Raw genomic sequence first — 23,766 nt, forward strand, 5'->3', positions numbered from 1 at the left:
TAACGGTATACATACATAAACAAAGCATTCATAAAGAAGCATGAACACCGTTTCCATGCTTCTTATGTTCCTTAGCGATATTCTTTATAAAAATGACTCAGTGCAAGCAATGGCCAGATATGCGGATAGCTGTGATAGTAAATATAGAAACTTCCTGGCAGGCCTGCGCCTGTTGGATACGTTCTGCTAAAATCCGTATCGGATAGTGGATCGAGTAAATAATCCATCCCTTTCTTTATTTGCTCTGTCGGGTAGGGGAAAACGGATATCAGCGTGTCAAGAGCCCAAGCTGTCTGAGTGAGTGTGCTTTTGTATAGAGGTACATAGTGTTTCTTTTCGTCGCTTAGACAGGATTCACCCCAGCCTCCATCCGCGTTTTGCCTCTCTAATAGCCATTTTACAGATCTCTTTATACATCGGTCTTGTGGCGGTACACCGACACTTCTCATCCCAGTTACAGCGGCCCAAGTTCCGTAAATAAAGCAGATGCCCCATCTGCCATACCAGCTTCCGTCTAGTTTCTGGCTGCGGCGGAGCCAGGAGACTGCCTGCTGTACAGCAGGGAAATTACCATTCATTTTTTCGTATGACCCCAAATATTCAAGTGTGCGTCCAGTCAGATCAGCCGAGGATGGGTCGGTAAGCGCATCTTCCGCGTTTTCGATCGGGAGAAGCTTGAGCCACTTTTTATTTGTGTTCTTTTCGAATGCCGCCCATCCGCCGTCATTGTTCTGCATCGACAAAAGCCATTCTTTACCCAGTGAGTATGATTGATAGGCCCATTTGCTGCTGGATGAATAGTATTTCATGGTTCGTAAAGCAGCCTGAGTATCATCGATATCAGGATGTATGCTGTTGCTGTCCGAAAAACCCCAGCCCCCTGGTGCAGCAAACTGATTATGAACTTGCCAGTCTCCACATTTTGTGTGCTGTTTTTTTGTTAGATAGTGATAAGACTTTAATAGCTTTGGATGGCTGGGAGAGATACCTGCAGACAATAGAGCATAGTTTACGAGAGAAGTGTCCCAAACGGCAGATGGGGAGTTTTGAATATGAAGTCCATCATCTGTCATGCAAGCAAGACTAGACAGCCCTTGGAGCGCTTGCTTGATTTCGGGCGAATCCTTTTTATAGCCGATTGCCATCAGTCCGTAAATCATGAGAAAGGTGGTACTGGCATAGCTCAATAACGTGCCGTCGACTTCAATTCGATTTAGAATATACTTTATAAGAAATTCATCTCCACCAGAGATCTGTGAATCAGCCGTATTCAAGCCATCTATCTTTACATCCTCCCAAAACATAGAATCGTCAATTGGGTTTAAATGCGAGAGACTTGGCGTCCATTTGCTTGTGATCGTGAACTTGCGTGACATCGCGAGAAGGGCAGGGGAAAAGTGAGACCTAGCATAGCTGCTGAAATCAAAGAAATCGACGTTTAACGCGCTAAATAAGCGAAATAACATCGATGTATTGATTTCTTGCTCTGGCCACGGATACAGTCCGTTGCAAGCAAAAAATACTTTTGAAAGCAGACCCATACGCTTCAGGCCGCTGTTTTCTCTAATATAGTGAGCGGCTTTCTTCATTTTTATCGAGTCTTTTTGAACGTTTCCAGAGTACAGCAATGCCGTATACGCCTCGATAGTAGAGGTTAAGTGGCCACCCCGCTGATCAGGATAGGCCTTCCACGTCCCATCCTTTTCCTGCAATTTCATGAGCCTGTCAGAAAGCTGAGAAATCAGGCCGTTATCTTCGCAATCCAACGAGCGTAATAAAATAATCATATAAGCATCTGTCATGAGCGTATTTTCAAAGCAAAATCTCCACGATCCATCCGCAGCCTGTAAGCTAAGCAGGTGACTGCATCGTTGTCTAACGTTAGTTACAATGGAATCAAACCAATCCATCTTCTACTCCTCCTAGAAAAAGAACAGCACTATAGCTTATGAGACGCTGCTGCTAAGTGCCATCTTTTCTAGGAATTTAATCGTTCATAGATTTGCCTTTGTAAGGGCTTTTGAGTAAGGCAGTTATGAATTCATTACCTTCGCCATCTGTGCCTCAAATTCTGTGTAGGTAATTTTACCCGATGCCAAATTCATGCTATGAAGATAGATCTGTTCTGTTTTGGAATAGTCGCGCTCGACTTTTAGCGATTGTTCTTCCCCAGGAATGGGTTTTAGGACATGATCTCTTTTAGAAAAAGCATCAAAATAGCGGTAGCCAAATTTGCGCAGCGAAATCGCGTCGAAATGAATGCCATCAGGATTTGCGGTTAAACCTGCTGCTGTTACAAAATAGCAATTAGGCTGTTCGTTCGCAAAGCGCTGCAATTGTTCATTGACCTGTCGAAATTCTGTCGCGTGCTGTCCAAAGCCGGTCTTTCCAAGAAAATCACCAAGTCCGCCAATAATCAAAGGTACCTTATCAAGTTTCAACTCATTTCTTAATGTCCCAATGATAACGGTTAATTTCTCATAGTAAGTCTCATGCAATGAACGATAAGTGTCACTCTCACCCTGATGCCAAAGAATCCCGCTGATTTGACTGGACCGGAGAGCGAAGCGGGCTTCAGACAAAGCATGCTGAAAAAGGATGCCTTCTGGATGCCAATCATCCAAGGAACTGCCACCTTCCGCACAAGGAATCAAACCAACTTCCTCATCGGGATGCATTTTCGACCAGGCATCAGCAAAAGACGCGGCAAGGCCTACGCCAGAAACCGGACGGTCATAATTAATGGGCTCTGTCATCATCTGCCACTGTCCATTGCGCAGCATTTTTATTTTTTCGTTATAAATGGGCTCTACTTCATGCAAAAATCCACGGCCTGCCATATTCGATTGACCCAACATTAAAAATGACTTTATCATTTCATCTTCATTCCTTTACATGCTGTCATGATTTTACTTCAACTGTAGTGAATGCCGTTTATCTCGTTACTTCTTAATCACTATACCACTACTATTGGTTGAATTTTAAATCGATACCGCTAGACCAATTGTCACTAAAGGATGAATGGTCTAGCGGTCAGTTTTTTTCAATTGCCGTTATTTTAACGCGTTAAGTACGACCTTGGCAGCTTGCGCGATCAGCTCATCCTCATACTTGGCATCTGCCGTATCATGACGGGATAGTATTGCCATGATGATGGGTGCTCTGTTCGGTGGCCAAACGATGGCAATGTCATTTCTCGTTCCGTAACTTGCAGCCCCGCTTTTATCACCGACTGTCCATCCTTTAGGGGTGCCCGCGCGAACTAAAGTATCGCCTGTCTTGTTTCCGAGCAGCCAATCCGTAAATCGTTGTCGCTTATCATTCGGAAGAAAGTCTCCAATTGCAAATTTCTTAAGATCTGTGGCAAGAGCTTTCGGTGTGCTTGTGTCACGAGGATCTCCCGGAGTGAAGGAACCTAACTCGGTTTCGTATCGATCGGATTGGGTAACGTTATCGCCCGTTTCCCTTAACTCTTGTTCGAACCCTTTAGGACCGCCGAGTGCCTGAAGCAAGAAGTTACCTGCCGTATTGTCACTGGTCCGGACCGCTGCCTCAGCTAGTTCCAGAAGGGTCATGCCGGTGTCTATGTGTTTTTCGGTAACCGGAGAATAGGTAACCAAGTCATCCTTCGTATAATGGATGACCTCATTAAGTTCTTCGGTAGATTTCTGCTTTAGCACGAGAGCTGCGGCCAGCGCTTTAAAGGTGGACGCAAAAGCGAAGCGTTCCTCTGACCGATATTCAATCGTCTCGTTTGAACCGGTATCGATCGCATAGACACCAAGGCGAGCATCAAACGTACTCTCGAGCTGGGAAAATTTTTTATCGGCATTGTCTGTGTGTCCCTCGTTCACCTTTTTAGATGAGGCATCGGTCGTTTTGGCTGCATTCGTGCAGGCGGCGAGTGAAACAATCATCGATATAAACAATGTAAACAATCGAAAGCTGAATGTAGATGTATTAATCAAAGTGATACCCTCTTTCTTTTTTAAAATTTGATTAAACATATATCTTGCTTCTTTGTTCCAACGTTTGTCTAATTAGACACAATAAAAGGTTATCTAAAAGGCTCTTTTCGTAAAGAATGCTGCTTCTTAACATTAACTTTAAAGGAACATTTAAAAGAATTAGAGGAAATCCACATAGGTCTAGAAGTACGCAAAAGTCAGGAAAAACTAGACCAAATTCTTGCAGATGAGTTCTTTAAAATAGGTAGTTCAGGATAGAGAAAAAGGACTTCATTGAAACGGGAGCGGCATTGACTGAAATGTCACTACATAACTATGAAATCTATCCGTTAGCACCACATGTCGTTTTATCCACTTATTTTATTGTAGATAAAACGAGAAATCGTAACACCCTTCGCAGCTCTATTTTTGGAAACTGATTGATGGCAGATGGCAATTGTATTTTCATCAAGGCACGATATCACCACTGCAATTAAGTGAAGTTCTTAAAAAAACCAAATAGATGGGATTTTTGCTACAAAGGAGACAAAAGTCTGATTGCTTCGCCTTCGTTTTTAATCAACTCAAAGGCTACTTCCTAAAAACCTGGAAGTAGTCTTTTTATGACTGTTCTATACCCATACCCCTCTTTCACAACTATTATCCCGAAATACTTAATTTCATCATGAATATTTACCTACTCTTTACGTTCTGATAACCGCGCTGTAACACATCTTAATATCTCCTTCATGCTTAGTCAGTAGAATAGCGGTTGTATACAACTCGGAGGAGGCATTATCTTGAACAACAACGATCATAAGAAGAATATAGAAGTGGAATATGATAAATCACGAAGAACGTTTTTGAAATACTTTTTGGCAGGATCGGCGGTTATGGCGTTAGAGGCAACCGGACTCACTCGTTTATCATCCATGGTTTCCCCGGTGCAGGCAGCAACGGCAATTAATCCATACACAGCTTCCCAAGCAATCGGCAAAGGATTCCCGCAGTCTGTTGCCTCTGGTGACCCAACACCAACTGGCGCCATGCTTTGGACGCGAGTCGACCCAACACTCGAAACTGGTTTGACGAACAAAGAATTCTCAAGTGAAGTGATTTACTGGCTGGAGAATAAAGGCGGAAACGACGCGACTTTAGAAGATGGCATCAACCAAGGCAAGTTCATCATGTTCGAAATCAGCAGAAAGTCTGATTTCTCTGAGCTAGAAATGAGAGGCTTCTCTCCAATCTGGAAAGATCATGACTCGGTTGTGCGTGTTGACTTAGACGGGGCGCTGTCTTCTCAGCAGACGTACTATTACCGTTTCATCACAAAAAGCGGACTCGTCAGCAAGACCGGCCGTTTCAAGACATTGCCGGCAGTCGGGGCAGATGTTGCGTCTGCATCGATCGGTTATGTGTCGTGCCAGGATTACACGAACGGTTATTTTAACGCGCTAGGATACATGGCGGACGAGGAAATGGACTTCTTCCTGCATCTTGGTGACTATATTTATGAATCGGTCGGCGACGCGGCGTACCAAGGAAATATTGACGGTCGCCAAATCAAACTTCTGAGCGGACAGGCTAAGGCGTTCACGATCGAGGACTATCGCACGCTGTACAAAACGTATCGTTCCGACAAGCATCTGCAAAAGCTTCACGAAAACCATGCGATGGTCGGTATTTGGGATGACCATGAGTTTGCTAACGACACGTATTATCCGGCCGTAGCGCCAGACGACAACCCGGACTCTGATCCGAATCGCCGCCTTGTGGCAAACCAGGTTTGGTTTGAATACATTCCGGCTCGCGTTCCGTACAATCCAGAGGGCACGTTTGAAGACAGTGTGAAAATTTATCGTTCTGTGCAAGTCGGAAACCTAGCTTCCATCATCATGACAGATGAGCGATTGTACAGAAGCGCGCACCCATGCGGACAAGGAACGCTCGACCGTTACTTGACGTCCGGTTGTGAGGATATTAACCTTTCAAGCCGAACGATGCTCGGTAAAACGCAGAAAGAATGGTTCTTAAATGAACTGAAAAATGCCAAAGGAACATGGAAGATCTGGGGCAATGAAGTGCAAGTCACGCAGTTAAAAGCGCTTGGACGCTATTTAAACCTTGATGCGTGGGATGGCTACGCGTATGAAAGAAGACAAATCGCCCAAACGGTGCTCGACAACGGCATCCAAAACTTCCTTGCGCTCACTGGCGATTTCCACACATTTGAAGCAGGTTATATGCAAAATGAATATGTGCGCGGCGGCGAAAAATATGGCGTTGAACTCATGGTCGGCTCCGTCACATCCAGTAACCTAAGAGAAACACTGCGCAATTCACTCAATAACATCCCGGATCTATCCAGCCCGATTCCAATGGATGCAGCGGATGATCTCGTCAACAGGCTGAAAAGCAGATTCAGCGTACTATCAACCATCACGGCCGAGCTATTGTTCAAAGAGCTGCAAAACATCGTGAAGCTGGAAAACCCATGGATCGAACTGTTCGACAGCACCACACACGGATACGCATTGCTGCAGCTAAGCAAAACAAAAGCAAAATGGACGGCGTATAAAGTAGATAACATCGAACGACCAGAAGCAACGAAAAAGCTGCTATGGCAATGTGAAGTGCCAAACGGTGAAGTGAAAATCGATGTACTAGAAGGAAGCATATTTTAACAAATAGGAGGGATCACGATGTTTCAAAATATCGGAATACCAGGACTGATACTCATCCTTACGATTGCACTAATCGTATTCGGACCATCCAAACTGCCAGAAATCGGACGTGCATTTGGAAGCACATTGCGTGAGTTCAAAAAGGGTACGAAAGAATTGATGGCGGATGATGAGCAGAAGAAAGTGAATGCGGAAGAGACGGCTGCTATACAGAAGTAATTGAAAGAATAAGGGAGGGATTTGCCGGTTTTGGCGGGTCTCTCTAATACAAGAAGAAAGAGCCGCCAAATGAATTCCGCGGCTCTTTTTTCTAATTCTACACTCCAACATGCCTCCCCAACAAATAAACCACCCACTTACAATGAGGATGCTCCCGTAAATTCCCCATTAACCCTTTCACAATCGCCGGGCTATAAACAGGCTCAATAAGCTGCAACTTCAACAATTCCAACGATTCCTTCACAATAGGCTCCGCAATCTCTTCTGCTTTCTGTTCCAACAGCTCAATTAGCTGCTCTTTCGTCACATCTTCCTCCATCGGCTCAACGGAAAACGATTGAAACAGTTCTTCTGTCATGAACGACTCTCTTGAATGCCTAGCAAGCAAATCCGTTTTTTCCGCGAGCGAAGCGGCCAGTTTCTCCAGGTCGAGCGGCAGGTCAAAGAAGATGAACAAATGTGAATGGACGTCGAAGAATCCTTTAATGCACGTGATCAGGTCGTATTTCGTCGTCATAATACCATCACCGTACAAGCGGTGTAACATTTCAAGTGTGATCACATTGATCAGCTTGTCATAGTACCGCAGCTTCGTGATCAGGTCTTGGTTCAGGGTCTGTGACTGTTCTTTTATAAAAATCTTGGCAAAATCGGCGTGCTGCTGAAACGATTGAAACGCGGTTTTATAAAATTGAAATAGCAGTGTGCTGTTGTTTTGATGATTTTTGACTACCCAGTCAATATCGGATGTGAACTGCATCATAAAGTGGTCGATCAACCCGACGATCAGTTCGTCTTTTGATTTAAACGATAGATAAAAGGCGCCCTTGGAAATGCCGGCGTGGTCCGTGATCTGCTGGACGGATGTCGCTTCGAATCCTTGTTTGGAGAAGAGTTCGAGGGCGCTTTCTATGATAACTTGTTTTTTACTCATCTATAATCGCTCCTAATGGATTTCGTTGACAAATGACCAATCAGTCATTAGTATATGTAATGGAGTAACATAAGTCAATGTAAGGGTTGGTGTGGGTGTGAAGGGTTTAGTGAATTTTGTTCTGCAAAATAAGCTGGCGGTTTGGCTGCTTACGATTATTATAACCGTTTCTGGCATCTATTCGGGAACGCGAATGAATATGGAGACGATTCCGGATGTGACGATTCCGTACTTGGTGGTAATGGACGTGTATCCGGGCGCGACTCCTGAGAAAGTGATGGATGAAGTCTCGATTCCGCTCGAGAAAGCGGTGGAAGGGCTTGAAGATGTGAAGACGGTCAATTCCAACTCGTATGCGAACATGTCGAATTTGCAAGTAGAGTACGAGTATGGCATCGATATGGACGAGGCGAAGCGCGCGCTGCAGTCGGCGATTGAAAATGTTGAGCTGCCGGAAGGGGCGGAGGAACCGACCGTTACGGCGATCAGCATGAACATGATGCCAGTAGCGGCGCTCAGTGTGAGCAGCACGAAGGAAGAGATTGTCGAGCTTACCGGTACGGTGGAAGACATCATTCTGCCAAAAATCGAGAAGCTCGATGGCGTAGCGTCTGTCCAGATCACCGGACAGCATATTGAAGAAGTCGACCTGACGTACGATCAGAACAAGCTCAAGGAACTCGGTCTGACCGAGGAAAAAGTAAAAGAAATGATTCAGGCAAGCAACATGGCCGTATCACTAGGGCTTTATGAGTTTAAAAAAGGCGAAGAAGCGGTCGCGGTGGACGGTAAGTTCATGACATCGGACGAGCTAAAGAACATGTTGATTCCGGTCACGCCAAGTGCGGCGAACCCGTCACCGTTCGTGAAGCTTAGCGACATCGCGGATATCAAGACGGTCGGCAAGGTCGAGTCTGTATCGCGCACGAATGGCGATGAGGCGATCGCGATCCAGATCGTGAAAGAGCAAGAAGCGAACACGGTCGATGTCGTGAACGCTGTGAAGGAACTGGTAAAAGAAGAGAAGTCGAAAGTCGACGGCCTTGTAATCGATGTATCGCTTGACCAGGGCAAGCCGATTGAAGATTCGGTTTCCACGATGGTTGAGAAAGCGCTGTTTGGCGGCTTGATCGCGGTATTCATCATCCTGCTGTTTTTGCGTGATGTGAAATCGACGATCATCTCCATCGTGTCCATTCCGGTGTCGATTTTCATGGCGCTGCTCATATTGCACTATATGGATATCACGCTGAACATCATGACGCTCGGTGCGGTCACGGTTGCGATCGGGCGCGTCATCGACGACTCGATTGTCGTCGTGGAAAACATTTACCGGCGATTGCATTTAAAAGAAGAGAAATTGAACGGACGTGCGTTGATCCGTGAGGCGACGATTGAGATGTTCAAGCCTATTCTTTCCTCGACGCTCGTTACGGTTGCCGTATTCGCGCCGCTCATCTTTGTTGGCGGAATGGTCGGCGAGCTGTTCACACCGTTCGCGCTGACGATGACGTTCGCGCTCGGTGCGTCACTGCTCGTGGCGATTACCATCGTGCCGGCGCTGTCTCACTTTTTGTTCCGCAAAAAGCTGTACAGTGAAAAGACAGAAAGCGGTCATAAAGAGGTCGGCAAGCTGGCTGTCTGGTATAAAGGCATTCTGAACAAATCGTTGAACCATAAGATCATTTCGTCTGTTTTAGCGGTGGCGCTGCTTGGCGGAAGTCTCGCGCTCACGCCGATTATCGGCTTCAGCTTCTTAGGCAGTGAGGAAGACAAGGTCATGTACTTGACGTACACGCCTGGCGCGGGTGAGCTGAAGGAAGAGACGCTCGAAAACGTGGCAGAAGTAGAAGAAAAGATGCTGAAGCGCAAGGACATCGACATCGTTCAAGTGTCGGTTTCCGATAAAGCGGATCCGTTGCTCGCGATGTCGGGCGGCGGTGCAGGCGGCGGGCTATTGTACTTAATCTTTGACCCGGAAATGGAGAACTTCCCAGAAGTCCGCGAAGAGATCGAGAAGTATGTAGGAGAGATCGGCCAGTCCGGAGAGTGGAAGAGCCAGAACTTCACATCCTCGTCCGTCGCGTCGGATGAACTGAGCTATACGTTCTATGGTGAGAATTTAACGAACTTGAACAAAGCTGTAAAGATGGTTGAAAACAAGCTGAAAGAGCAGGATAACTTAAAAGAAGTGACATCGAGCACGGAGGATGCGTTTGTCGAGCACACGTTCAGAGTGGAGCAGGACAAACTGCTGCAGAACGGACTGACGACAGGTCAAATCGTGATGATGCTGAATCCGATGAAAACGAAAGATGTGCTCACAACGATTGAGAAAAACGGTGAATCGCTCGATGTGATCGTTCAGCAGGACCAGTCGAAAGAGCCGGAATCGGTGGAAGAGATTTTGAACACGCCGGTTCCGACAGCACAGGGAACGAAGAAGTTGTCTGAGCTAGTGACGGTGAAAAAAGGAACGACGCTGAACACGCTAAGCCGCAGCAAAGGGGAGTATCATGCGACGGTCACTGGTAAGGTTGTTGGGAAGGACATCGCGAAAGTGACAGCTTCTGCGGACGAAGCGATCAATGAGCTTGACCTTCCAAAAGGCGTGAACGTCGAAGTCGCGGGTGTAGCGGCCGATATGCAGGAAACCTTTACACAGCTAGGACTAGCGATGCTCGCAGCCATCGCTATCGTGTACTTTATCCTTGTGGTAACGTTCCGTGAAGGTGTCGCGCCGTTCGCGATTCTATTCTCGCTTCCGTTTGCCGTAATCGGTTCGTTCGTCGGCTTGCTACTTGCCGGTGAAACGATCTCTGTATCGGTTATGATGGGGCTGTTGATGTTGATCGGTATCGTCGTCACGAATGCGATCGTACTCGTCGACCGCATCATCCACATGGAACGCGATGGGCTGAGCATGCGTGAAGCGATACTTGAAGCAGGTGCAACCCGTCTTCGTCCGATCCTCATGACCGCGATCGCGACAGTCGGCGCACTTCTTCCGCTCGCGTTCGGTTCAGGCGGCGGAGGGCTCATCTCCAAAGGCCTCGGCATCACGGTTATCGGCGGACTGACGAGCTCAACACTATTGACGCTCATCATCGTACCGATCGTGTATGAAGTGCTGTCGAAGGTGTTTAAGAAGAAGCGTAGTGTGGTGGAAGATAATTAAATGGGAAAGCAGTCTCGTTCAGTGTTTGAGCGAGGCTGCTTTTTTGTGTGTTAATTAGTATTGTAAGTAATGGATAATGGGTACAGGGAACATAGGCTTGTATTTGATTTATTTTTACTACATGACTGTATAATGAGACTGATAGGAGTTCTAATCATGCTGCTAACAAACAAAGAAGATTTGAAAAAAGCTATTAACTATGGGTTATTATTATTTGGGGTGTTTTCAGGTTTAGGTGGAACCTTGATGTTAGGGATGCTCATATTTGATGATTCTCCGCAAAATGAACTTTATGGACAAGTCAAACCAATAGTTATTATAGCGCTCTCTTTTTATATTCCTTGCGCGATAGCGTTATTTATCCGCTCAAGGTTCAATAAGAGTTTAGTTGTGCAAAAGCTGATTGAAAAAGGATTTTCTTTGCTGCCTTCAACGCAAGGAGGTATTAGAGCGAAATTCAGCTTCGCGTTAGTCACTTATGCCGTATTCATGGGAATAGCCGGAACCATTTCCTTGACAACTGTCTTATTGCGGGAAGCACAAAGAGGTGAGTTGGATAAAGCCTTGGCACCTGTAGGTATCCTTGCATTATTGTTATACGGCTCTTGCGCTATTGCTTGGTTTATTCGTTTGAAAATAAGGCCTAAATAATGTAGTGCGAGAGATATAGTGATGATTATGTATTATTTTTGTAAAAAAATTCTAAAATAAATCTTTAGTTGATTCATAAAGTGTGAAAAGAGAAGAACCCCCTTTTATATAGCTTTTTTTTAAAAGCTAAAGGGTATGTTCTTCTCTTTTTTTGTAACTCCGTTCACAGGAAAAAGTTAACAATATCTTTATATCAGACTACTATTTTGCTTGGTAATATTAATAAGGTAGTGAGTTTTTGTAGGCAATGCTTTCATTCTAATATAATGTCCGTTTCACCATCTCAAAGGAGGAATCTCGTAAAATGAAAACGAAAACGGTCAGTCGTTTTGCTGTCACATCTGCCTTAGCTTTAAGTATCGTCATGCCTCAGCTGCATTCAAATGCCAATGCGGAAAACGCAGTCCTTGTTAACGAGAACTTTGATTCACTGCAAAATGGCATGTTGCCTTCTGGCTGGAAAGTGGTGGAGGGTCAGGGTACGGTACAGGACGGAAAACTGTTGTTGAGCTCTACGGCAACAAACAAGCCGGCGCGCGTGGTGGTGCCACTGGCGGACGACAATAACGGAAACTATGTGTTTGAAGCGGATATGACGTTCAAATCGGCCGTAGAGGATACGCGCTGGGCATCGTTAATGTACCGCGTGCAGAACGATAACTATCCGTACTATCAGTTTGCGGTCAGACGCGGCACAACAGCGCTGAACGGCATTGAGTTTGCGGAACGTACGGAAAAGAACGCGTGGAACGTGATGGAAACGAATTTTCACTCTCAGAACTTTGAGTATGATAAAAGCTACCGTCTGAAAGTAGTGGCGAGCAAAAACCGCGTGCAGCAGTACATAAACGGCCAGCTCGTTATCGACACCGCTGCGGCATCCAAATATAGCGACGGCACGGTTGGCTTTCAAGCAGCAGGATCCACGGTTCAGTACGATAACGTAAAAGTGACGCCTTTTAATGGCGAGCTTCCAGACATCAAGAACTCAGGGGCATTGCTGCCGGAAGAGCCAGCAACGAATATGGTGAACGCGCCGACTCTTATTGCAGGACCTGAAGCAGGTGGTGATACCGACAAGACAAGCTCTGCACTGCTTAAAATAGAAGAAAGTAACGGAACACTTTTAGCGAACGGAGAACCGTTGGTAGAGCAGCTGCAGTCACTTAAAGGGAAAAAGATCCCTGTGCTGCACGTGGAACAGATTGGTTTAGAAGAAGCATTAGTTGACGCGCTCAATGAAACAACAACAACCGATGTGCAGGTTGTATCGAGCGATACGGCGATCGTCGAAGCGGTGAAAGATTTGAATCCGAAGATCCGCGGTGGTCTTTACTACGGAAAAAGCAGTCTGAACAAGCATGATTTGCAGCAGATTGCAGAAGATGTTCACGGGAGCGGCAGCAAGATGGTCATGATCCCACAGCATAACCTTATTGCAGATAACGTGTATTATTTGCACAACCGCATGGTGTCTGTGTGGGGTATCGGAGGCGATACGATGGAAGAGACGCACGCGCTGCTTCACGCTGGAGTGGATGGCATCGTAACGAACGCGCCGTCAATTGCGGTCAAAGCTTTCGGGCAATACCCGGAAAACACGATCATTCAGCGTCCGATCGTAGCGGCTCACCGTGGCGTTCCCTCACAGGCACCTGAGAACACGATGGCAGGCTACCGTCTAGCCTATGATCTTGGTGCCGATCAAATTGAAACAGACGTGCAGCGGACGAAGGATGGCCAGCTTGTAATCATGCACGATAACACCGTGGACCGGACGACGAACGGAACAGGTGCGGTGGATGCACTGACACTGGAAGAAATCCGCGCATTGGATGCAGGTGTAAAATATGATCAGAAATTTGCCGGGGAAAAAGTGCCAACGTTTAAAGAGTTTTTGCAAGGGTTTAAAGGGAAGAATGTGTTGCTGCTGGTAGAGCTGAAGGACAAAGGGATCGAACAGCAGGTAATCGATGAGATTAAGAGTGAAGGTATGATGGACCAGGTGTCGATTCAAAGCTTTTATCTCGACAGCATGCAGACGATGAATAACATCTCGCCTGAACTGCCAATCGGCTATTTGTTCTCCGCTTCTGTACCAAAAACGGTTGAAGCGAAACTGCAGAACGCGAAGAAAATGGTCGATTACGGAACGATGAACGATGTGAATCTGAACGCGAGCTATGGATCGATTTACGAGGAGTATATTCAATACAGCAGGCAGCGCGGACAGATGAGCATGCACTGGACGTTCCGAGCAGAAGATCCGTTCGCGGAGAAGCTGAAGCAAGGAATGATCGGCCCGATTACGGATTATACACAGTGGCTGACAGCGTCACCAATCCAACTGGAAACACCGATAAAAAAGCTGAACTTGAATGTTGGAAAGACGCATACTGTACAAGCGAAAGCGAAGGTCAGCTATCGAGTGGATCAGCGAGAACTGATTAAGACAGAGCTTTTCGTGGCAGAAGATAACGGCGTTGTGAAGGTAAATGGGAACACGGTTGAAGCGGTATCGAGAGGAACGGCGCAAGTTTTCGTGAAGCACACCTTTACTATGCTCGGCCAAGAGTGGAACCTTGTTTCAGAACCGCTTGAGGTGACGGTGAAATAATTTATTCCACAGTAAATCCCAGGCGAATCTTCTCGTCTGGGATTTTTGCGTGTGATACGGTATTACCGCGCGTTTTCGGCGGTTAGCGTATGCCTTGTATAATAATTTTTATATCGATAATTGATTTCCAGCTTTAAGCTCGTGTTCTCGAGTTGAAATTGATAGTACGTCTGTGTTGAGGTCGACTCCTTGGTGTAGGGGATCTGCAGTTTATCAGCAGAAGTCTCCAAGTACGTTTCCAGCTCTTTTTTGCGGATGACGCTCGGGTTCCCGTCGTCTGTGTCATCGCGCTGCATGTCGATATAATCGTTTAAGGCAGAAAGCAGCCGTTCCTTTGTAATGGTCAATGCGCTCCCTCCTTTTTGTATAAAACTGACAATAAAAAAAGTCAGGAAAGAAGCGTGTCTCGCATCTTCCCTGACTTATGTCTGGTCCATTATTTATTGTCCATTCATTACCGTCAGCACACTATTAAGATAACATTCTTTTATCATACCACAAATTCGTCTTCCAAACAATTCCTATTTAGCTTTGGCGTTTTGTTGCAATACAAATAAAATATAGCTTTTGTCTTCTGTAAAGTTCCAGGCAATAAAAAAATCCATGACCTTTGCGCCCAGTTTCTGCTCAATGACGTCCATATGTTCTTCTATTAACCGTTTCTCCAGACGCCGCTTTGCCAGTAACAGCGTTTCCTCAAAACCGAGCGAGATCAATTCCTTCTCGATGCTGACGAGAATGCCGTCTCTCGTCACAAGAAGGTGCTTCGGTGTCAGTTTTTTTGATTGAATCTCATCCGGCACTTTTTCTGCTTTATGGCTGATTTCTGAGATAATGCCATGCAATTGATCTTGTTCAGGATACGTCCCGTCTTGTACCGCTTCTTTATTGAAGATGAAGATCAGCATTCCTGAATGTGATTCCAAATTCCAATCGTAATAAAACTCTTTCACCTCATAACGCATTTTGAGCGCCATGAAGGTTTTCATTTCTTCCTTAAGTGTGCTCATTAAGAGATCCCTTGTTTTCTCTACAAATAAATTCTGCTGAATGTTCATTAAAGACAGCTCAACCGGAGAGGCGAAATTCGTGATAAAAGCCACGAGAACAGAGTCAGACAGCGAACACACCACATTCCCTGGACCTTTCCCGAAATTATCGCGCAGTACCTTTCCAATGACACCGGCAGTTTCTTTCTCCAGAACTTTTATTTCAACCATAGTACTCTCCTTGGAATGAATGATAGTAGATATTGCCGCGTCTGTATAACGACTAGGGAGTTAGTATTATATTACCCAGCAGCGGACAGAACGAATCAAAAGCAAGCAAACCGTATTGTAAAAGGTTTCTAAAAAGGTCGAGTGGAGGAAAATAAAGGGTGGACGTTTGCTTGTCTGGTAACTCAGTATGTAAGAGAGGATTTAAGATTAATCCATAACTAAAAACGGCAAATTCCATCACAAAGGCGGTAATTGAATGACACAAATTACATTCTTAGCTTCATCCAAACCTTTTACTATTCCAGATGAAATCGATGCCTTTAACAGGAAAACTGTTTTTGAAAAGGAGGAAGACGCTGTGTATTTGTCTATCCATTCAGTTGATGAATATTGGAGAGAAAAAATCAGCGGTTTATTTTCTATGCCATACATCTATGAAGCGTTCGGGATCGAGAGTGATTTGTTTCTAGTTTACATGGAAAAGTACATGGAGTTAGGCGATGTTTTGGAAATCTATCAAGTGCCGAACCAGCATGACTTAGAGAGATGTATACAGAGTATGAAGGAGCACCCCGAACCGGTTGAAATCAACGCAGCGCGACATACGTATCAAACGGTAAATGGACAACACAGCCTGAATCCAAAGAAGTGGATAGACGAACTCCGTCACCGCAACTACCTAACACCCCGCGGTCTGACCACAGTCGTTAAATACTAAGTTTTACAGAACAATGTGAAAAGCGGCTTGGAGGATATTAGAACAGAAAGAGTAACTGTTAATGCCAAAAAAACTGAAAAGGAACAGTGAACATGTTGAAAACTAAAAATAAAGGAAAACTAGCATTCATCTTTTTACTCGTTTTACTGTTAATAGGCTGCACGGATGCAAAGGGAAGCAGTGCTGAAAAAGAAAAGCTGGATCAATCCAAGCCTTTGCCTATTGGCACGGTCGTAAAGCTGAAGAAGATGAAGAAGAGTGTCATGATTTATGGATACAACCAGATACAAGTAAGTACAGGCAAACAGTATGATTACATAGCCGTTCCATACCCTGAAGGCAACATCTCGGCTGATTACAATGTGTTTTTTAACCGAAACGTAATTGAGAAGGTAATGTATGGAGGCTATGATTCAGCAGAAGGAAAGAAGCTGCGTAAGAAAATTGAAAGTGAATGGCAAGACAATTAAGCAGCAATCCCAGGCATAATCATCGTCAGGGATTTTTTATAGCATCATAAGAAATGAAGGTCCTGAAGCTTTTGCTGACAGGACCTTTTTTCTCGAAATGATCCTGCTTCACATAGTGAGCATGCAAGCCGATTATCCTGGATTTTGAGGTTTATTTTACCAATTTAACAGGGTATAAGTCACAATGAGTGCTTCCTTACTAGTAATTATCACTAAAAAATGAATATAGACCTATTTTTACCAGCTAGTCTCAACCGTTACTATTAAATAATGTGAACAGATTGAAAGGGTGTTGATGTAAGCAATGGAATTGTCCTATTTGTACGCTAGGTTGCGTGAAAAGCAGGAGCAGCTTCAGAGGATGCAGGATTGCCAGCGAGACTTGAGTGAATGTCAGCAGGCGTTTCAACAAGAGAAGCATCTCTGCACAAAACCGGAGTTAACCTCCGTCACATGGGAAGGTGTGCTGGCCAAAAGCTTTGATAACATAAGAGAAAATGGCATTCTTTCTGCGTATGAGGAAATAGAGGGAAGCCAGTTTGACCGTGTCTTCCAAGCGATCGCAAGCAAAATCAGTTCGCTGCATGCCGACATTCAATCGATCAATGAGGCGATTTCGGCTGCTAGATTGGCTCAGATGCAGCTGAAATTAGGAGATGAGGTGACCGCAAGTGGCAGAAATAAGAATTAAGTACAGTGATGCAGAGGCGGCCTTAAGCAAGCTTCAGGCAGCTGCACAAACCATCGAGCCGAGTATGCCGGCAGATATTAGCGGCCAAAACGTGCTGGATACGGTAAAAAAGCTCAACGCCATCAGCCACAGTCTTCAGCAGACGTTAACCGCTTACCAAAGGCTGTTAACGAAAAACAGCCAGGCTGCTAAGGATTCCATCCAAATGATGCGTGAGATGGATGAGGAGATTGCTCATGGGATGGTCAGGTAGGTCCTTGGTTTCTGTTCTGTATTTTGTCTCATAAATCAAAATATCTTTATAATGGTGGTTTATTCATGTTTATTATGATTCTTCACAAGTCTATCGGTACAGTTCTGCCATCGTTAGCTATTGTTCATTTGTCAGCTTTTTGCTGAAAATCGTATGAAAATAACGTGATTTAGAAACGCTCACTAGGTGGTAAAACGCTATGCTTAAACTGGATCAAAATCTGAAGTATCGTCAGCTGCCCAAACACCTGCAAGAACACCTGACGTTTGTTCCTACGGATGTGACGAAACAAGTTATTGCAGTATTTACATTTATCTTACTTGATCTCGTTATTGCGATGCCGCTTCTTTTTCCTTTTGTTAAGACGGTTCTGTTTGTTACAATTCCGGTTATTACGGTTATAAATATTTGGGCTATCCTATTACTCTTGAAAGACTCCACACAAACAAAATTTGAAAGCTTATTATATCTTGGATTTCTTGGCGCAGTAGGTTCATTTTCCTATTTTGTCCTCATTTTAAAAATGAATTTCTATGCTTTAAATGTCCAATCTCCCATTCTCATAAGTATTTCCATTATTGTATATCTTGTTTACGTAATACTTCTTATCTATTTAAGGGAAAAGAATACATCGCTGTCACGAAATATCTTAAAATCAAAGTTTAATAATCTCAACATCATAAAGTGGGCTGCGCCAACAGGGTATATTCTAACTCAAATCATGGTGAACCAAACACCACAAATAATGAATTCATACATGGTAGTCATGTACTCATTCATTATGTTTTTTTTCACCAATATGGGTATTAAATTTCTTCACCGCTACCTTTTTATGAGAAATAACCCTCATTTAGTAACCTTTTCGACGTTTGAAAGCGGTAGGAAGGGAACTAAAGTCCGTTTTGGGAAGGTGAATCGAGATGTTAAAAATTGACCCATCCGTAAAACGAAAAGACATACCGGACCATTTTTTTGAGCAATTATCATTTATAGAATCTTGGAAAGTAAAGTCCAGTGTTTTAATCGTCACGTTTATTATGCTGGATTTATTAATTCTTGTGCCGTTAATTTCTCCTCCAATTGAATGGATACTTTGGCTGACTATGCCGCCTATCTCAGTTATTAATTTATGGGCTTTAACCATGTTAGTCAGAAAAGCGGAGTCCATTCACTATGAATTCATTTTATTTATTGGAAGCATAGGTGCCGTAGGTTCTTTCACTTATTATGTTCTTGTTCAGAAAATGGCCATTATGATTTTAAAAGGTCATTTCTTGAGCTTTTTTTTCGTTTCTACGCTTGGGTATGTTGCCTTCTTTGTGTTTCAGATTTGGTTTTATAAAAAAAAATATTCCTCGCTTGATTCTAAGTTTGGTCTATTCAAGGACTTGCCTTGGCATTATAAAGCTCTGTATTGGAGTCTTCCGGTGGGGGCTGTCTTTGCTCAATTTGTAATGAGCAGGTCTGAATTTTTCATGGTATCCGTCATGATCATTGTTTATTCCTTTTTCAGCGGTTTCTTTACTTGTGTTTCCGTTAAGTTTTTTCACCGCTTTTTTTTCATGAGCGCAAATGAACATCTTTTACGTTTTCCTGGTGAAACCAAAAAAACAAGGAAGAAACGTATGCTTAGAAGTCAGAGACAGGTGATAGAGTATGAAGATTGATCCTTCTGTTAAATACAGAGATTTACCCGATCATTTTTGCGAGCATCTAAATTTCATTGACACAGACCAGATCAGATATGCAGCCTTTGCATTTACGTTTGTCATGCTTGATTTCTTACTTATCTTGCCGATACTGTATCCGCCTCATCCGTTGACGTTCTGGTTAACCATACCGCTGCTTGGAATCATTAACCTTTGGACTTTGGCTATTTTTGTGCGAAAGCCTGAAAAATTAAGGTTCGAGATTATTATTTTTATAGCCTGGGCGACTGCAATTGGGTCGTTTTGTAATTTTGTACTTGCACAAAAAATGGCCTATTTTGTATTGGGAGTGGACTCTCCTGCGTTTTTTATTGTGACGCTAGCAGGGTACATCGCCTTAATACTTCAACAAATTTGGTTTCATTGGAAAAAATATGCTTCTGTTAAAAATAATTTCGGTGTCTTTAAGGACCTTCCGTGGCATCATAAATTACTTTGTTGGTCCGTTCCAACGGGTTATATGGTTGCTCACTTTGCGATGAATACGTCTGAATATGCAGGGCTTTCGTTAGTAACCTCCGCTATTCTTGGGTTATCCAGCATCTTTACTTACATCTCTGTTAAGTTTTTTCATAAGTATCGTTTTATGAAAACTAATGAAAGCTACTTAGATATGTAGCCCCTATATGTAAAAAAGCTTCCCACCAGCCCAACACCTGATGAGAAGCTTTCATTCTATTATTTTTCTACTTTCTCTCCAAACGCCTCGGGTATCATCGTAAATCCTTCGATCACCGTATCCTCGTCCACTTCAATCATGAGGTATCGTTTGTTGTTCAGATTCACCTGCTTCACATACTTCAGGTCCTGCGGGCTGATGGAGATGTTCGCGATCTTGGTGTTGATTTTAATCGATTTAGACGTGTATTTCGGAACGATGCTGCTCGCTTTGATCTCATACTTGTTGTCATCGATCACGTTGTGAAAGGCGGCTTCCACTTTTTCTGTACTCACGTCTTCCAGGCCGCTAACCTTCAGCACACGCTCAACGTCCTTGGCATCCAGCTTCGGATGCTCTTCCTCTTCATTTTCCTCCATCATCCGGTGAATCTCTTCATACACGTTCGACAGCGTGGAGGTGTTCAGCGAATCGCCGGTCACGTTCTTGATGATTTCTTCAAACACAATCTTGTCGTCCTTTGCCGTCATCGTTTCTTCGCCGTTCAGAACATGTTCAATAAAGTCATGGTCTGGCTCATGCACTTTTCCTGCAGCGTACAGAATATGGTTCACATCGCTCGCGTTATCTGTAAAGCACGGGAACAGGAAACCGCCGAGCGGCGCGTGCAGGTTGATGACAGGATCGAGCACGAAATTGTACTTGAACTCTTTTTCTGCATAGTCAAAGAGCAGTTCTTTCTTCGGCTCCTGCGTATTGTTGATGCTGCAAAGGATGAATGGGTTAGAGTAGACAGGACCACTGTCGCTTTCCTCGGACTCGTCATTCTGGCGCTGGGACTTTTTTCTGTACTCACCGCGGATGAAGGAGATCACGATGTCCTTCTCATAAAGCCGGTCCGCCAGCATCTTGCCCACCATCTGAAGCATCCGCTCTTTCCAATCCTCCAGATCCTGCGCCAGCAGTCCCTGATGAAGAATCAGCTGGCTGCTGTTTTCGGCGTCTCTTTTAAACTTCAGCTCGAACAGCTTCTCATCCAAATTCCCGCCCAGCAGTTTTTTAAAATTGTTCAAAAACAGCTCCTGCTGATCATGATCCAGCATCTCAAAATGCGTGCTTTGATGATGGTAGATGTCACTCGATTCCTTCATGATATACACGTTGAAAATGCTCGAGATCTTCAATGACTGATTATCTTTCTTGAACTGCCTGCGAAACTGCGCGATGTCTTTTTTATTCATGAATGAGTACACTCCTGTGTGGATGTGATAAATGAAATGGTCATACCGTTTATTTTATCATAAGTTATTCGTTTGAATTGGAGTGTTAGGGTCGTTACGAGAGACGATAAAGAAGGAGATAAATGCAAAATGTTGAATTTGTCATTACATGTATGAATAAGGGTGTGAATGAAAATGAACTTCAAAGATTTTTTAATGAAAGAATACAAAATTGGTGAAAAGTCAGCAGAGGATTATGTAGGCAGGCTAAACGGCATGGAAGCGAAGGGCATTTATCGTGGCGAAAAAACGGTTTCATACAGTATGAAGGCTGCAATTGAAAGGGAGTATCCTAAGTCAAAGCACCATTATCTGCTGACTATGGATAGATACATGAGATACAAACAAAAAAGAGCTGAAGACTAATAGCCCTCAGCTCTCTTCTTGTCTATAGCACTCTTTTCTTAATGCGCGCCACAATCGGCACGACGATGATTCCTGCTAAAGCAACCTGTACAATGTTGCCAGGAACCGATCCGAACGGCTGAATCCAGTTGCCGTATAGAACGACTTCGGTAAAGTAGTAGCCGACGATCTTGATTAGCATTGCTGCGATTACAGCGATAATGTAGACGAACGCTTTTTTGCCGGGGACTTTTTCAGAAATAAGTCCCGCTACGTATCCCATCGCACCTACGATAACGAAGGTGAATGGCGCCCACATGTTCCAGCCGGAAATGAGGTCGAACAAGCCCATTCCGAAGGCGCCGGCGATAGCACCGGTTCTTCTGCCGAATACGAACGCAGCGATAAATAGCGGCACGTTGCCAAGGTGGATCAAGCCGCCGTTTCCGATTGTCGGCAGCTTGAAGTTGATGAACATGGTCGCCACAAGCGTCAAGGCAATGAAAAGGGCGTTGATGACGAGTGCTTTAGTCCTGGAATTTTCTATGGATGTGTATGTTGTGTTCACAAGATGACCTCTTTCAGTTAATTTGTTAACTCTATCATACTGATTTTAACAGAAAAAATAGAGATGTGAAGGGCTTCCAATAGCGATACAAGCCTTATGATACAGATGATGCTTCTCAAAGTAATAGACGTACCACTCAGAGAGCTGTCGAAAGGTATAAAAAATGATCCGTATATCGGTGCATGATATACGGCTAACCAAAAGGAGACGAGTTATGAGACGCGATATACAGCCTAACGAACGGGCGTATTCTTCAAAAGAAGTGGCAGAAGAGCTCGGAATTGCGACACCGACCGTCCGGAAATATGGGCAGATACTGGAGCGGAACGGATATGAATTTTTAAAAGACGGCGACAGGAGGATTTTCGTGCAGTCCGATGTGAACGTGCTCATAGCGCTGCGCGATACAGACAAGCAGCTGGACGATGCGGCGAAGGATCTTGTTGAGAAGCAGGGAGAACGGCTGAAAGAATCTGTGGATACAAGCATATCGGTACCCGATACATATAACTCGTTGCCGCAGGATCAAGCCCAATTGCGTGAGTTCTTGGTGCTGCTTGGAAATGAGCTTGCGGCAAGCCGGGAAATGAACGTCCAGCTGGCTAGCGATGTTATGGAGCTGAAGCAAACCATTTCTAGGCTGCAGCAGGATCATCATGTCATCAGCTCGGCGATTGGCAATGCCTCGCAAAAAACGAGTGCCAAGCTTGAGAAGCTAACCGAGCAGCAGGCGAAGCATTATGAGGTGCTTTTGCAGCAGGAGAAGGAAAAGAGCGAAAGGCTGGAAAGCGAGCTGCAGCAGATGCGCAGCGAACACGCTGCAGAATGGCGGCAGCAAAATGACTTTAACGAGCGGCTGGAAAAAGCGCTGGAGAGCCGGCCGAAACGGCGAGGATTTTTAGGGCTGTTCAGGAAATAGAGACATTTCCCGAGAAATATCGACAAAAATAGATATGTAAAGAGGGGGAGAGCCCCATGAAAAGGATAAAGGTGATGCAGCTATTACGTGTCATTCTTTATCTTTTCTATATTTCTGCTAATCTCGGTTAATTTATGAAGCGTTTCGGATTCTATTTTTCTGTTCTTAGCGTATTCTTCTTGCATCATTTCAATGAGAGAACGATTTAAAAGAACATTTTGCTGGTGTTTAATGAGTTCGCTGTGGATGGAAGACAGATCTTTGGATAACTGCTCGTACGTTTCCAGCAGCTTCTCCATATTTTCTTTCATTTCATCTTCGCGTTCTCTCGTCCATTTAATCGTGTAAATTAAACCGAAAACGAACAAGATGGCCCACGGCCCCTCTGTTGTAAAATAGGATAATACATCAACATTCAAGGTTATCACCTCCCCATTGCTTTCCTCATAGCATTGGAAACTCATTGGTATGAGGTTACTAATACAATATGCAGGGCTTGGACAAAGTGTGTAAATTAATTTCAGCATGATAAACGAACATTTAATAAACATTGATAAAAAATGTTCGCCTTTAACCTTGTCATCTTGATGTGGATTTGTTAAGGTAGAGAAGTATTCACTATATAATATATTTTGCTCGTATAGGCTCGGTAATATGGTCCGAGTGTCTCTACCTGGTTCCCGATAAGAACTGGACTACGAGTTGAAGTGCCGGCACGGCGTCTTTTCGCTGTTGCCGCTA

The 23,766-nt window shown here is 44.3% G+C and carries 23 protein-coding genes, 1 pseudogene and 1 riboswitch; of the genes and pseudogenes, 15 read left to right on the forward strand and 9 right to left on the reverse strand.

Annotated elements, in window-relative coordinates:
• Positions 1-71: 71 nt before the first annotated feature.
• The 3 genes from ACFQPF_RS12955 to bla all read right to left on the reverse strand — a co-directional run bounded on the left by ACFQPF_RS12955 (position 72) and on the right by bla (position 3,917).
• Positions 72-1,910 carry a prenyltransferase/squalene oxidase repeat-containing protein gene (locus ACFQPF_RS12955; RefSeq protein ID WP_379750161.1) on the reverse strand — a complete coding sequence of 613 codons (1,839 nt, stop codon included), beginning with the start codon at positions 1,908-1,910 and terminating at the stop codon, positions 72-74.
• Between the two features lie 123 nt (positions 1,911-2,033).
• Positions 2,034-2,876: a sialate O-acetylesterase gene (locus ACFQPF_RS12960; RefSeq protein ID WP_379750162.1), complete on the reverse strand. Its 843-nt coding sequence runs from the start codon at positions 2,874-2,876 to the stop codon at positions 2,034-2,036.
• Between the two features lie 177 nt (positions 2,877-3,053).
• Complete coding sequence (gene bla, locus ACFQPF_RS12965) at positions 3,054-3,917, reverse strand: class A beta-lactamase (RefSeq protein ID WP_379750195.1); 864 nt, start codon at positions 3,915-3,917, stop codon at positions 3,054-3,056.
• Between the two features lie 132 nt (positions 3,918-4,049).
• Here bla and ACFQPF_RS12970 point away from each other — a divergent pair.
• The 3 genes and pseudogenes from ACFQPF_RS12970 (at position 4,050) to ACFQPF_RS12980 (ending at position 6,853) form a co-directional block, all read left to right on the forward strand.
• A pseudogene (locus ACFQPF_RS12970) lies at positions 4,050-4,470 on the forward strand (nuclear transport factor 2 family protein).
• A 277-nt stretch (positions 4,471-4,747) separates the two neighbouring features.
• Entirely contained in the window at positions 4,748-6,634 is a 1,887-nt protein-coding gene (locus ACFQPF_RS12975; RefSeq protein ID WP_379750163.1) for an alkaline phosphatase D family protein, read from the forward strand.
• Positions 6,635-6,652: 18 nt separating this feature from the next.
• Positions 6,653-6,853, forward strand: a complete 201-nt coding sequence (locus ACFQPF_RS12980; protein ID WP_379750164.1) for a twin-arginine translocase TatA/TatE family subunit — start codon at positions 6,653-6,655, stop codon at positions 6,851-6,853.
• Positions 6,854-6,950: 97 nt separating this feature from the next.
• Here ACFQPF_RS12980 and ACFQPF_RS12985 read toward each other — a convergent pair whose 3' ends face one another.
• Positions 6,951-7,787 (reverse strand): TetR/AcrR family transcriptional regulator, encoded by an 837-nt coding sequence (locus ACFQPF_RS12985; protein ID WP_379750165.1) that lies wholly within the window; start codon positions 7,785-7,787, stop codon positions 6,951-6,953.
• Between the two features lie 97 nt (positions 7,788-7,884).
• Here ACFQPF_RS12985 and ACFQPF_RS12990 point away from each other — a divergent pair, with 97 nt between their 5' ends.
• From ACFQPF_RS12990 to ACFQPF_RS13000, 3 genes are all read left to right on the forward strand, one after another.
• The gene (locus tag ACFQPF_RS12990; RefSeq protein ID WP_379750166.1) at positions 7,885-10,965 is read left to right on the forward strand and encodes an efflux RND transporter permease subunit; all 3,081 of its coding nucleotides are present in this window, start codon (positions 7,885-7,887) and stop codon (positions 10,963-10,965) included.
• Between the two features lie 156 nt (positions 10,966-11,121).
• A complete protein-coding gene (locus ACFQPF_RS12995) occupies positions 11,122-11,616 on the forward strand; it encodes a hypothetical protein (protein WP_379750167.1) in 495 nt (164 codons plus the stop codon).
• 304 nt (positions 11,617-11,920) lie between these two features.
• Positions 11,921-14,233, forward strand: coding sequence for a glycerophosphodiester phosphodiesterase family protein (locus ACFQPF_RS13000; protein ID WP_379750168.1), 2,313 nt, complete (start codon positions 11,921-11,923; stop codon positions 14,231-14,233).
• Between the two features lie 62 nt (positions 14,234-14,295).
• Here ACFQPF_RS13000 and ACFQPF_RS13005 read toward each other — a convergent pair whose 3' ends face one another.
• Positions 14,296-14,580, reverse strand: a complete 285-nt coding sequence (locus ACFQPF_RS13005; RefSeq protein ID WP_379750169.1) for a hypothetical protein — start codon at positions 14,578-14,580, stop codon at positions 14,296-14,298.
• Positions 14,581-14,754: 174 nt separating this feature from the next.
• Positions 14,755-15,453 (reverse strand): Na-translocating system protein MpsC family protein, encoded by a 699-nt coding sequence (locus ACFQPF_RS13010; RefSeq protein WP_379750170.1) that lies wholly within the window; start codon positions 15,451-15,453, stop codon positions 14,755-14,757.
• Between the two features lie 256 nt (positions 15,454-15,709).
• Between ACFQPF_RS13010 and ACFQPF_RS13015 the strand changes: the two genes are divergently transcribed.
• The 7 genes from ACFQPF_RS13015 (at position 15,710) to ACFQPF_RS13045 (ending at position 19,913) form a co-directional block, all read left to right on the forward strand.
• A complete protein-coding gene (locus tag ACFQPF_RS13015) occupies positions 15,710-16,171 on the forward strand; it encodes a hypothetical protein (protein ID WP_379750171.1) in 462 nt (153 codons plus the stop codon).
• A 92-nt stretch (positions 16,172-16,263) separates the two neighbouring features.
• The gene (locus tag ACFQPF_RS13020) at positions 16,264-16,641 is read left to right on the forward strand and encodes a DUF4176 domain-containing protein (protein WP_379750172.1); all 378 of its coding nucleotides are present in this window, start codon (positions 16,264-16,266) and stop codon (positions 16,639-16,641) included.
• Between the two features lie 304 nt (positions 16,642-16,945).
• Positions 16,946-17,332, forward strand: a complete 387-nt coding sequence (locus ACFQPF_RS13025; protein ID WP_379750173.1) for a YwqH-like family protein — start codon at positions 16,946-16,948, stop codon at positions 17,330-17,332.
• A complete protein-coding gene (locus tag ACFQPF_RS13030) occupies positions 17,313-17,585 on the forward strand; it encodes a YwqI/YxiC family protein (RefSeq protein WP_379750174.1) in 273 nt (90 codons plus the stop codon). Before ACFQPF_RS13025 ends, ACFQPF_RS13030 begins: the two co-directional genes overlap by 20 nt.
• Before the next feature lie 199 nt (positions 17,586-17,784).
• Entirely contained in the window at positions 17,785-18,519 is a 735-nt protein-coding gene (locus tag ACFQPF_RS13035) for a hypothetical protein (protein WP_379750175.1), read from the forward strand.
• Positions 18,506-19,252: a hypothetical protein gene (locus tag ACFQPF_RS13040; RefSeq protein WP_379750176.1), complete on the forward strand. Its 747-nt coding sequence runs from the start codon at positions 18,506-18,508 to the stop codon at positions 19,250-19,252. The genes ACFQPF_RS13035 and ACFQPF_RS13040 overlap by 14 nt, the downstream gene beginning before the upstream one ends.
• Positions 19,242-19,913, forward strand: a complete 672-nt coding sequence (locus ACFQPF_RS13045) for a hypothetical protein (RefSeq protein WP_379750177.1) — start codon at positions 19,242-19,244, stop codon at positions 19,911-19,913. Before ACFQPF_RS13040 ends, ACFQPF_RS13045 begins: the two co-directional genes overlap by 11 nt.
• Before the next feature lie 59 nt (positions 19,914-19,972).
• Here ACFQPF_RS13045 and ACFQPF_RS13050 read toward each other — a convergent pair whose 3' ends face one another.
• On the reverse strand, positions 19,973-21,154 hold the full coding sequence (locus tag ACFQPF_RS13050; RefSeq protein ID WP_379750178.1) for a DUF4317 domain-containing protein: 1,182 nt from the start codon (positions 21,152-21,154) through the stop codon (positions 19,973-19,975).
• A gap of 174 nt (positions 21,155-21,328) precedes the next feature.
• Here ACFQPF_RS13050 and ACFQPF_RS13055 point away from each other — a divergent pair, with 174 nt between their 5' ends.
• Positions 21,329-21,559 carry a hypothetical protein gene (locus ACFQPF_RS13055; protein WP_379750179.1) on the forward strand — a complete coding sequence of 77 codons (231 nt, stop codon included), beginning with the start codon at positions 21,329-21,331 and terminating at the stop codon, positions 21,557-21,559.
• A gap of 22 nt (positions 21,560-21,581) precedes the next feature.
• Here ACFQPF_RS13055 and ACFQPF_RS13060 read toward each other — a convergent pair whose 3' ends face one another.
• Positions 21,582-22,106, reverse strand: a complete 525-nt coding sequence (locus tag ACFQPF_RS13060; RefSeq protein ID WP_379750180.1) for an ECF transporter S component — start codon at positions 22,104-22,106, stop codon at positions 21,582-21,584.
• A gap of 214 nt (positions 22,107-22,320) precedes the next feature.
• Between ACFQPF_RS13060 and ACFQPF_RS13065 the strand changes: the two genes are divergently transcribed.
• The gene (locus ACFQPF_RS13065; protein ID WP_379750181.1) at positions 22,321-23,025 is read left to right on the forward strand and encodes a hypothetical protein; all 705 of its coding nucleotides are present in this window, start codon (positions 22,321-22,323) and stop codon (positions 23,023-23,025) included.
• An 83-nt stretch (positions 23,026-23,108) separates the two neighbouring features.
• Here ACFQPF_RS13065 and ACFQPF_RS13070 read toward each other — a convergent pair whose 3' ends face one another.
• Complete coding sequence (locus ACFQPF_RS13070) at positions 23,109-23,444, reverse strand: BhlA/UviB family holin-like peptide (protein ID WP_379750182.1); 336 nt, start codon at positions 23,442-23,444, stop codon at positions 23,109-23,111.
• 197 nt (positions 23,445-23,641) lie between these two features.
• A riboswitch (purine riboswitch) is annotated at positions 23,642-23,743 on the forward strand.
• The last annotated feature ends 23 nt before the right edge of the window (positions 23,744-23,766 follow it).

The sequence above is a fragment of the Fictibacillus iocasae genome, from assembly GCF_042665465.1.
In the GTDB taxonomy this organism is placed as follows: Bacteria; Bacillota; Bacilli; order Bacillales; family Fictibacillaceae; genus Fictibacillus; species Fictibacillus iocasae.

Bases quoted from the DNA above. Each gene is read 5' to 3' on its own strand.
- ACFQPF_RS13025 (WP_379750173.1), top strand. From the start codon at position 16,946: ATGGAATTGTCCTATTTGTACGCTAGGTTGCGTGAAAAGCAGGAGCAG.
- ACFQPF_RS13010 (WP_379750170.1), bottom strand. From the start codon at position 15,453: ATGGTTGAAATAAAAGTTCTGGAGAAAGAAACTGCCGGTGTCATTGGA.
- ACFQPF_RS13040 (WP_379750176.1), top strand. From the start codon at position 18,506: ATGTTAAAAATTGACCCATCCGTAAAACGAAAAGACATACCGGACCAT.
- ACFQPF_RS13055 (WP_379750179.1), top strand. From the start codon at position 21,329: ATGAACTTCAAAGATTTTTTAATGAAAGAATACAAAATTGGTGAAAAG.
- ACFQPF_RS13045 (WP_379750177.1), top strand. From the start codon at position 19,242: ATGAAGATTGATCCTTCTGTTAAATACAGAGATTTACCCGATCATTTT.
- ACFQPF_RS12985 (WP_379750165.1), bottom strand. From the start codon at position 7,787: ATGAGTAAAAAACAAGTTATCATAGAAAGCGCCCTCGAACTCTTCTCC.
- ACFQPF_RS13035 (WP_379750175.1), top strand. From the start codon at position 17,785: ATGCTTAAACTGGATCAAAATCTGAAGTATCGTCAGCTGCCCAAACAC.
- ACFQPF_RS13065 (WP_379750181.1), top strand. From the start codon at position 22,321: ATGAGACGCGATATACAGCCTAACGAACGGGCGTATTCTTCAAAAGAA.
- ACFQPF_RS13000 (WP_379750168.1), top strand. From the start codon at position 11,921: ATGAAAACGAAAACGGTCAGTCGTTTTGCTGTCACATCTGCCTTAGCT.
- ACFQPF_RS12995 (WP_379750167.1), top strand. From the start codon at position 11,122: ATGCTGCTAACAAACAAAGAAGATTTGAAAAAAGCTATTAACTATGGG.
- ACFQPF_RS13015 (WP_379750171.1), top strand. From the start codon at position 15,710: ATGACACAAATTACATTCTTAGCTTCATCCAAACCTTTTACTATTCCA.
- ACFQPF_RS13020 (WP_379750172.1), top strand. From the start codon at position 16,264: ATGTTGAAAACTAAAAATAAAGGAAAACTAGCATTCATCTTTTTACTC.
- ACFQPF_RS12980 (WP_379750164.1), top strand. From the start codon at position 6,653: ATGTTTCAAAATATCGGAATACCAGGACTGATACTCATCCTTACGATT.
- ACFQPF_RS12960 (WP_379750162.1), bottom strand. From the start codon at position 2,876: ATGATAAAGTCATTTTTAATGTTGGGTCAATCGAATATGGCAGGCCGT.
- bla (WP_379750195.1), bottom strand. From the start codon at position 3,917: ATGATTGTTTCACTCGCCGCCTGCACGAATGCAGCCAAAACGACCGAT.
- ACFQPF_RS12955 (WP_379750161.1), bottom strand. From the start codon at position 1,910: ATGGATTGGTTTGATTCCATTGTAACTAACGTTAGACAACGATGCAGT.
- ACFQPF_RS13050 (WP_379750178.1), bottom strand. From the start codon at position 21,154: ATGAATAAAAAAGACATCGCGCAGTTTCGCAGGCAGTTCAAGAAAGAT.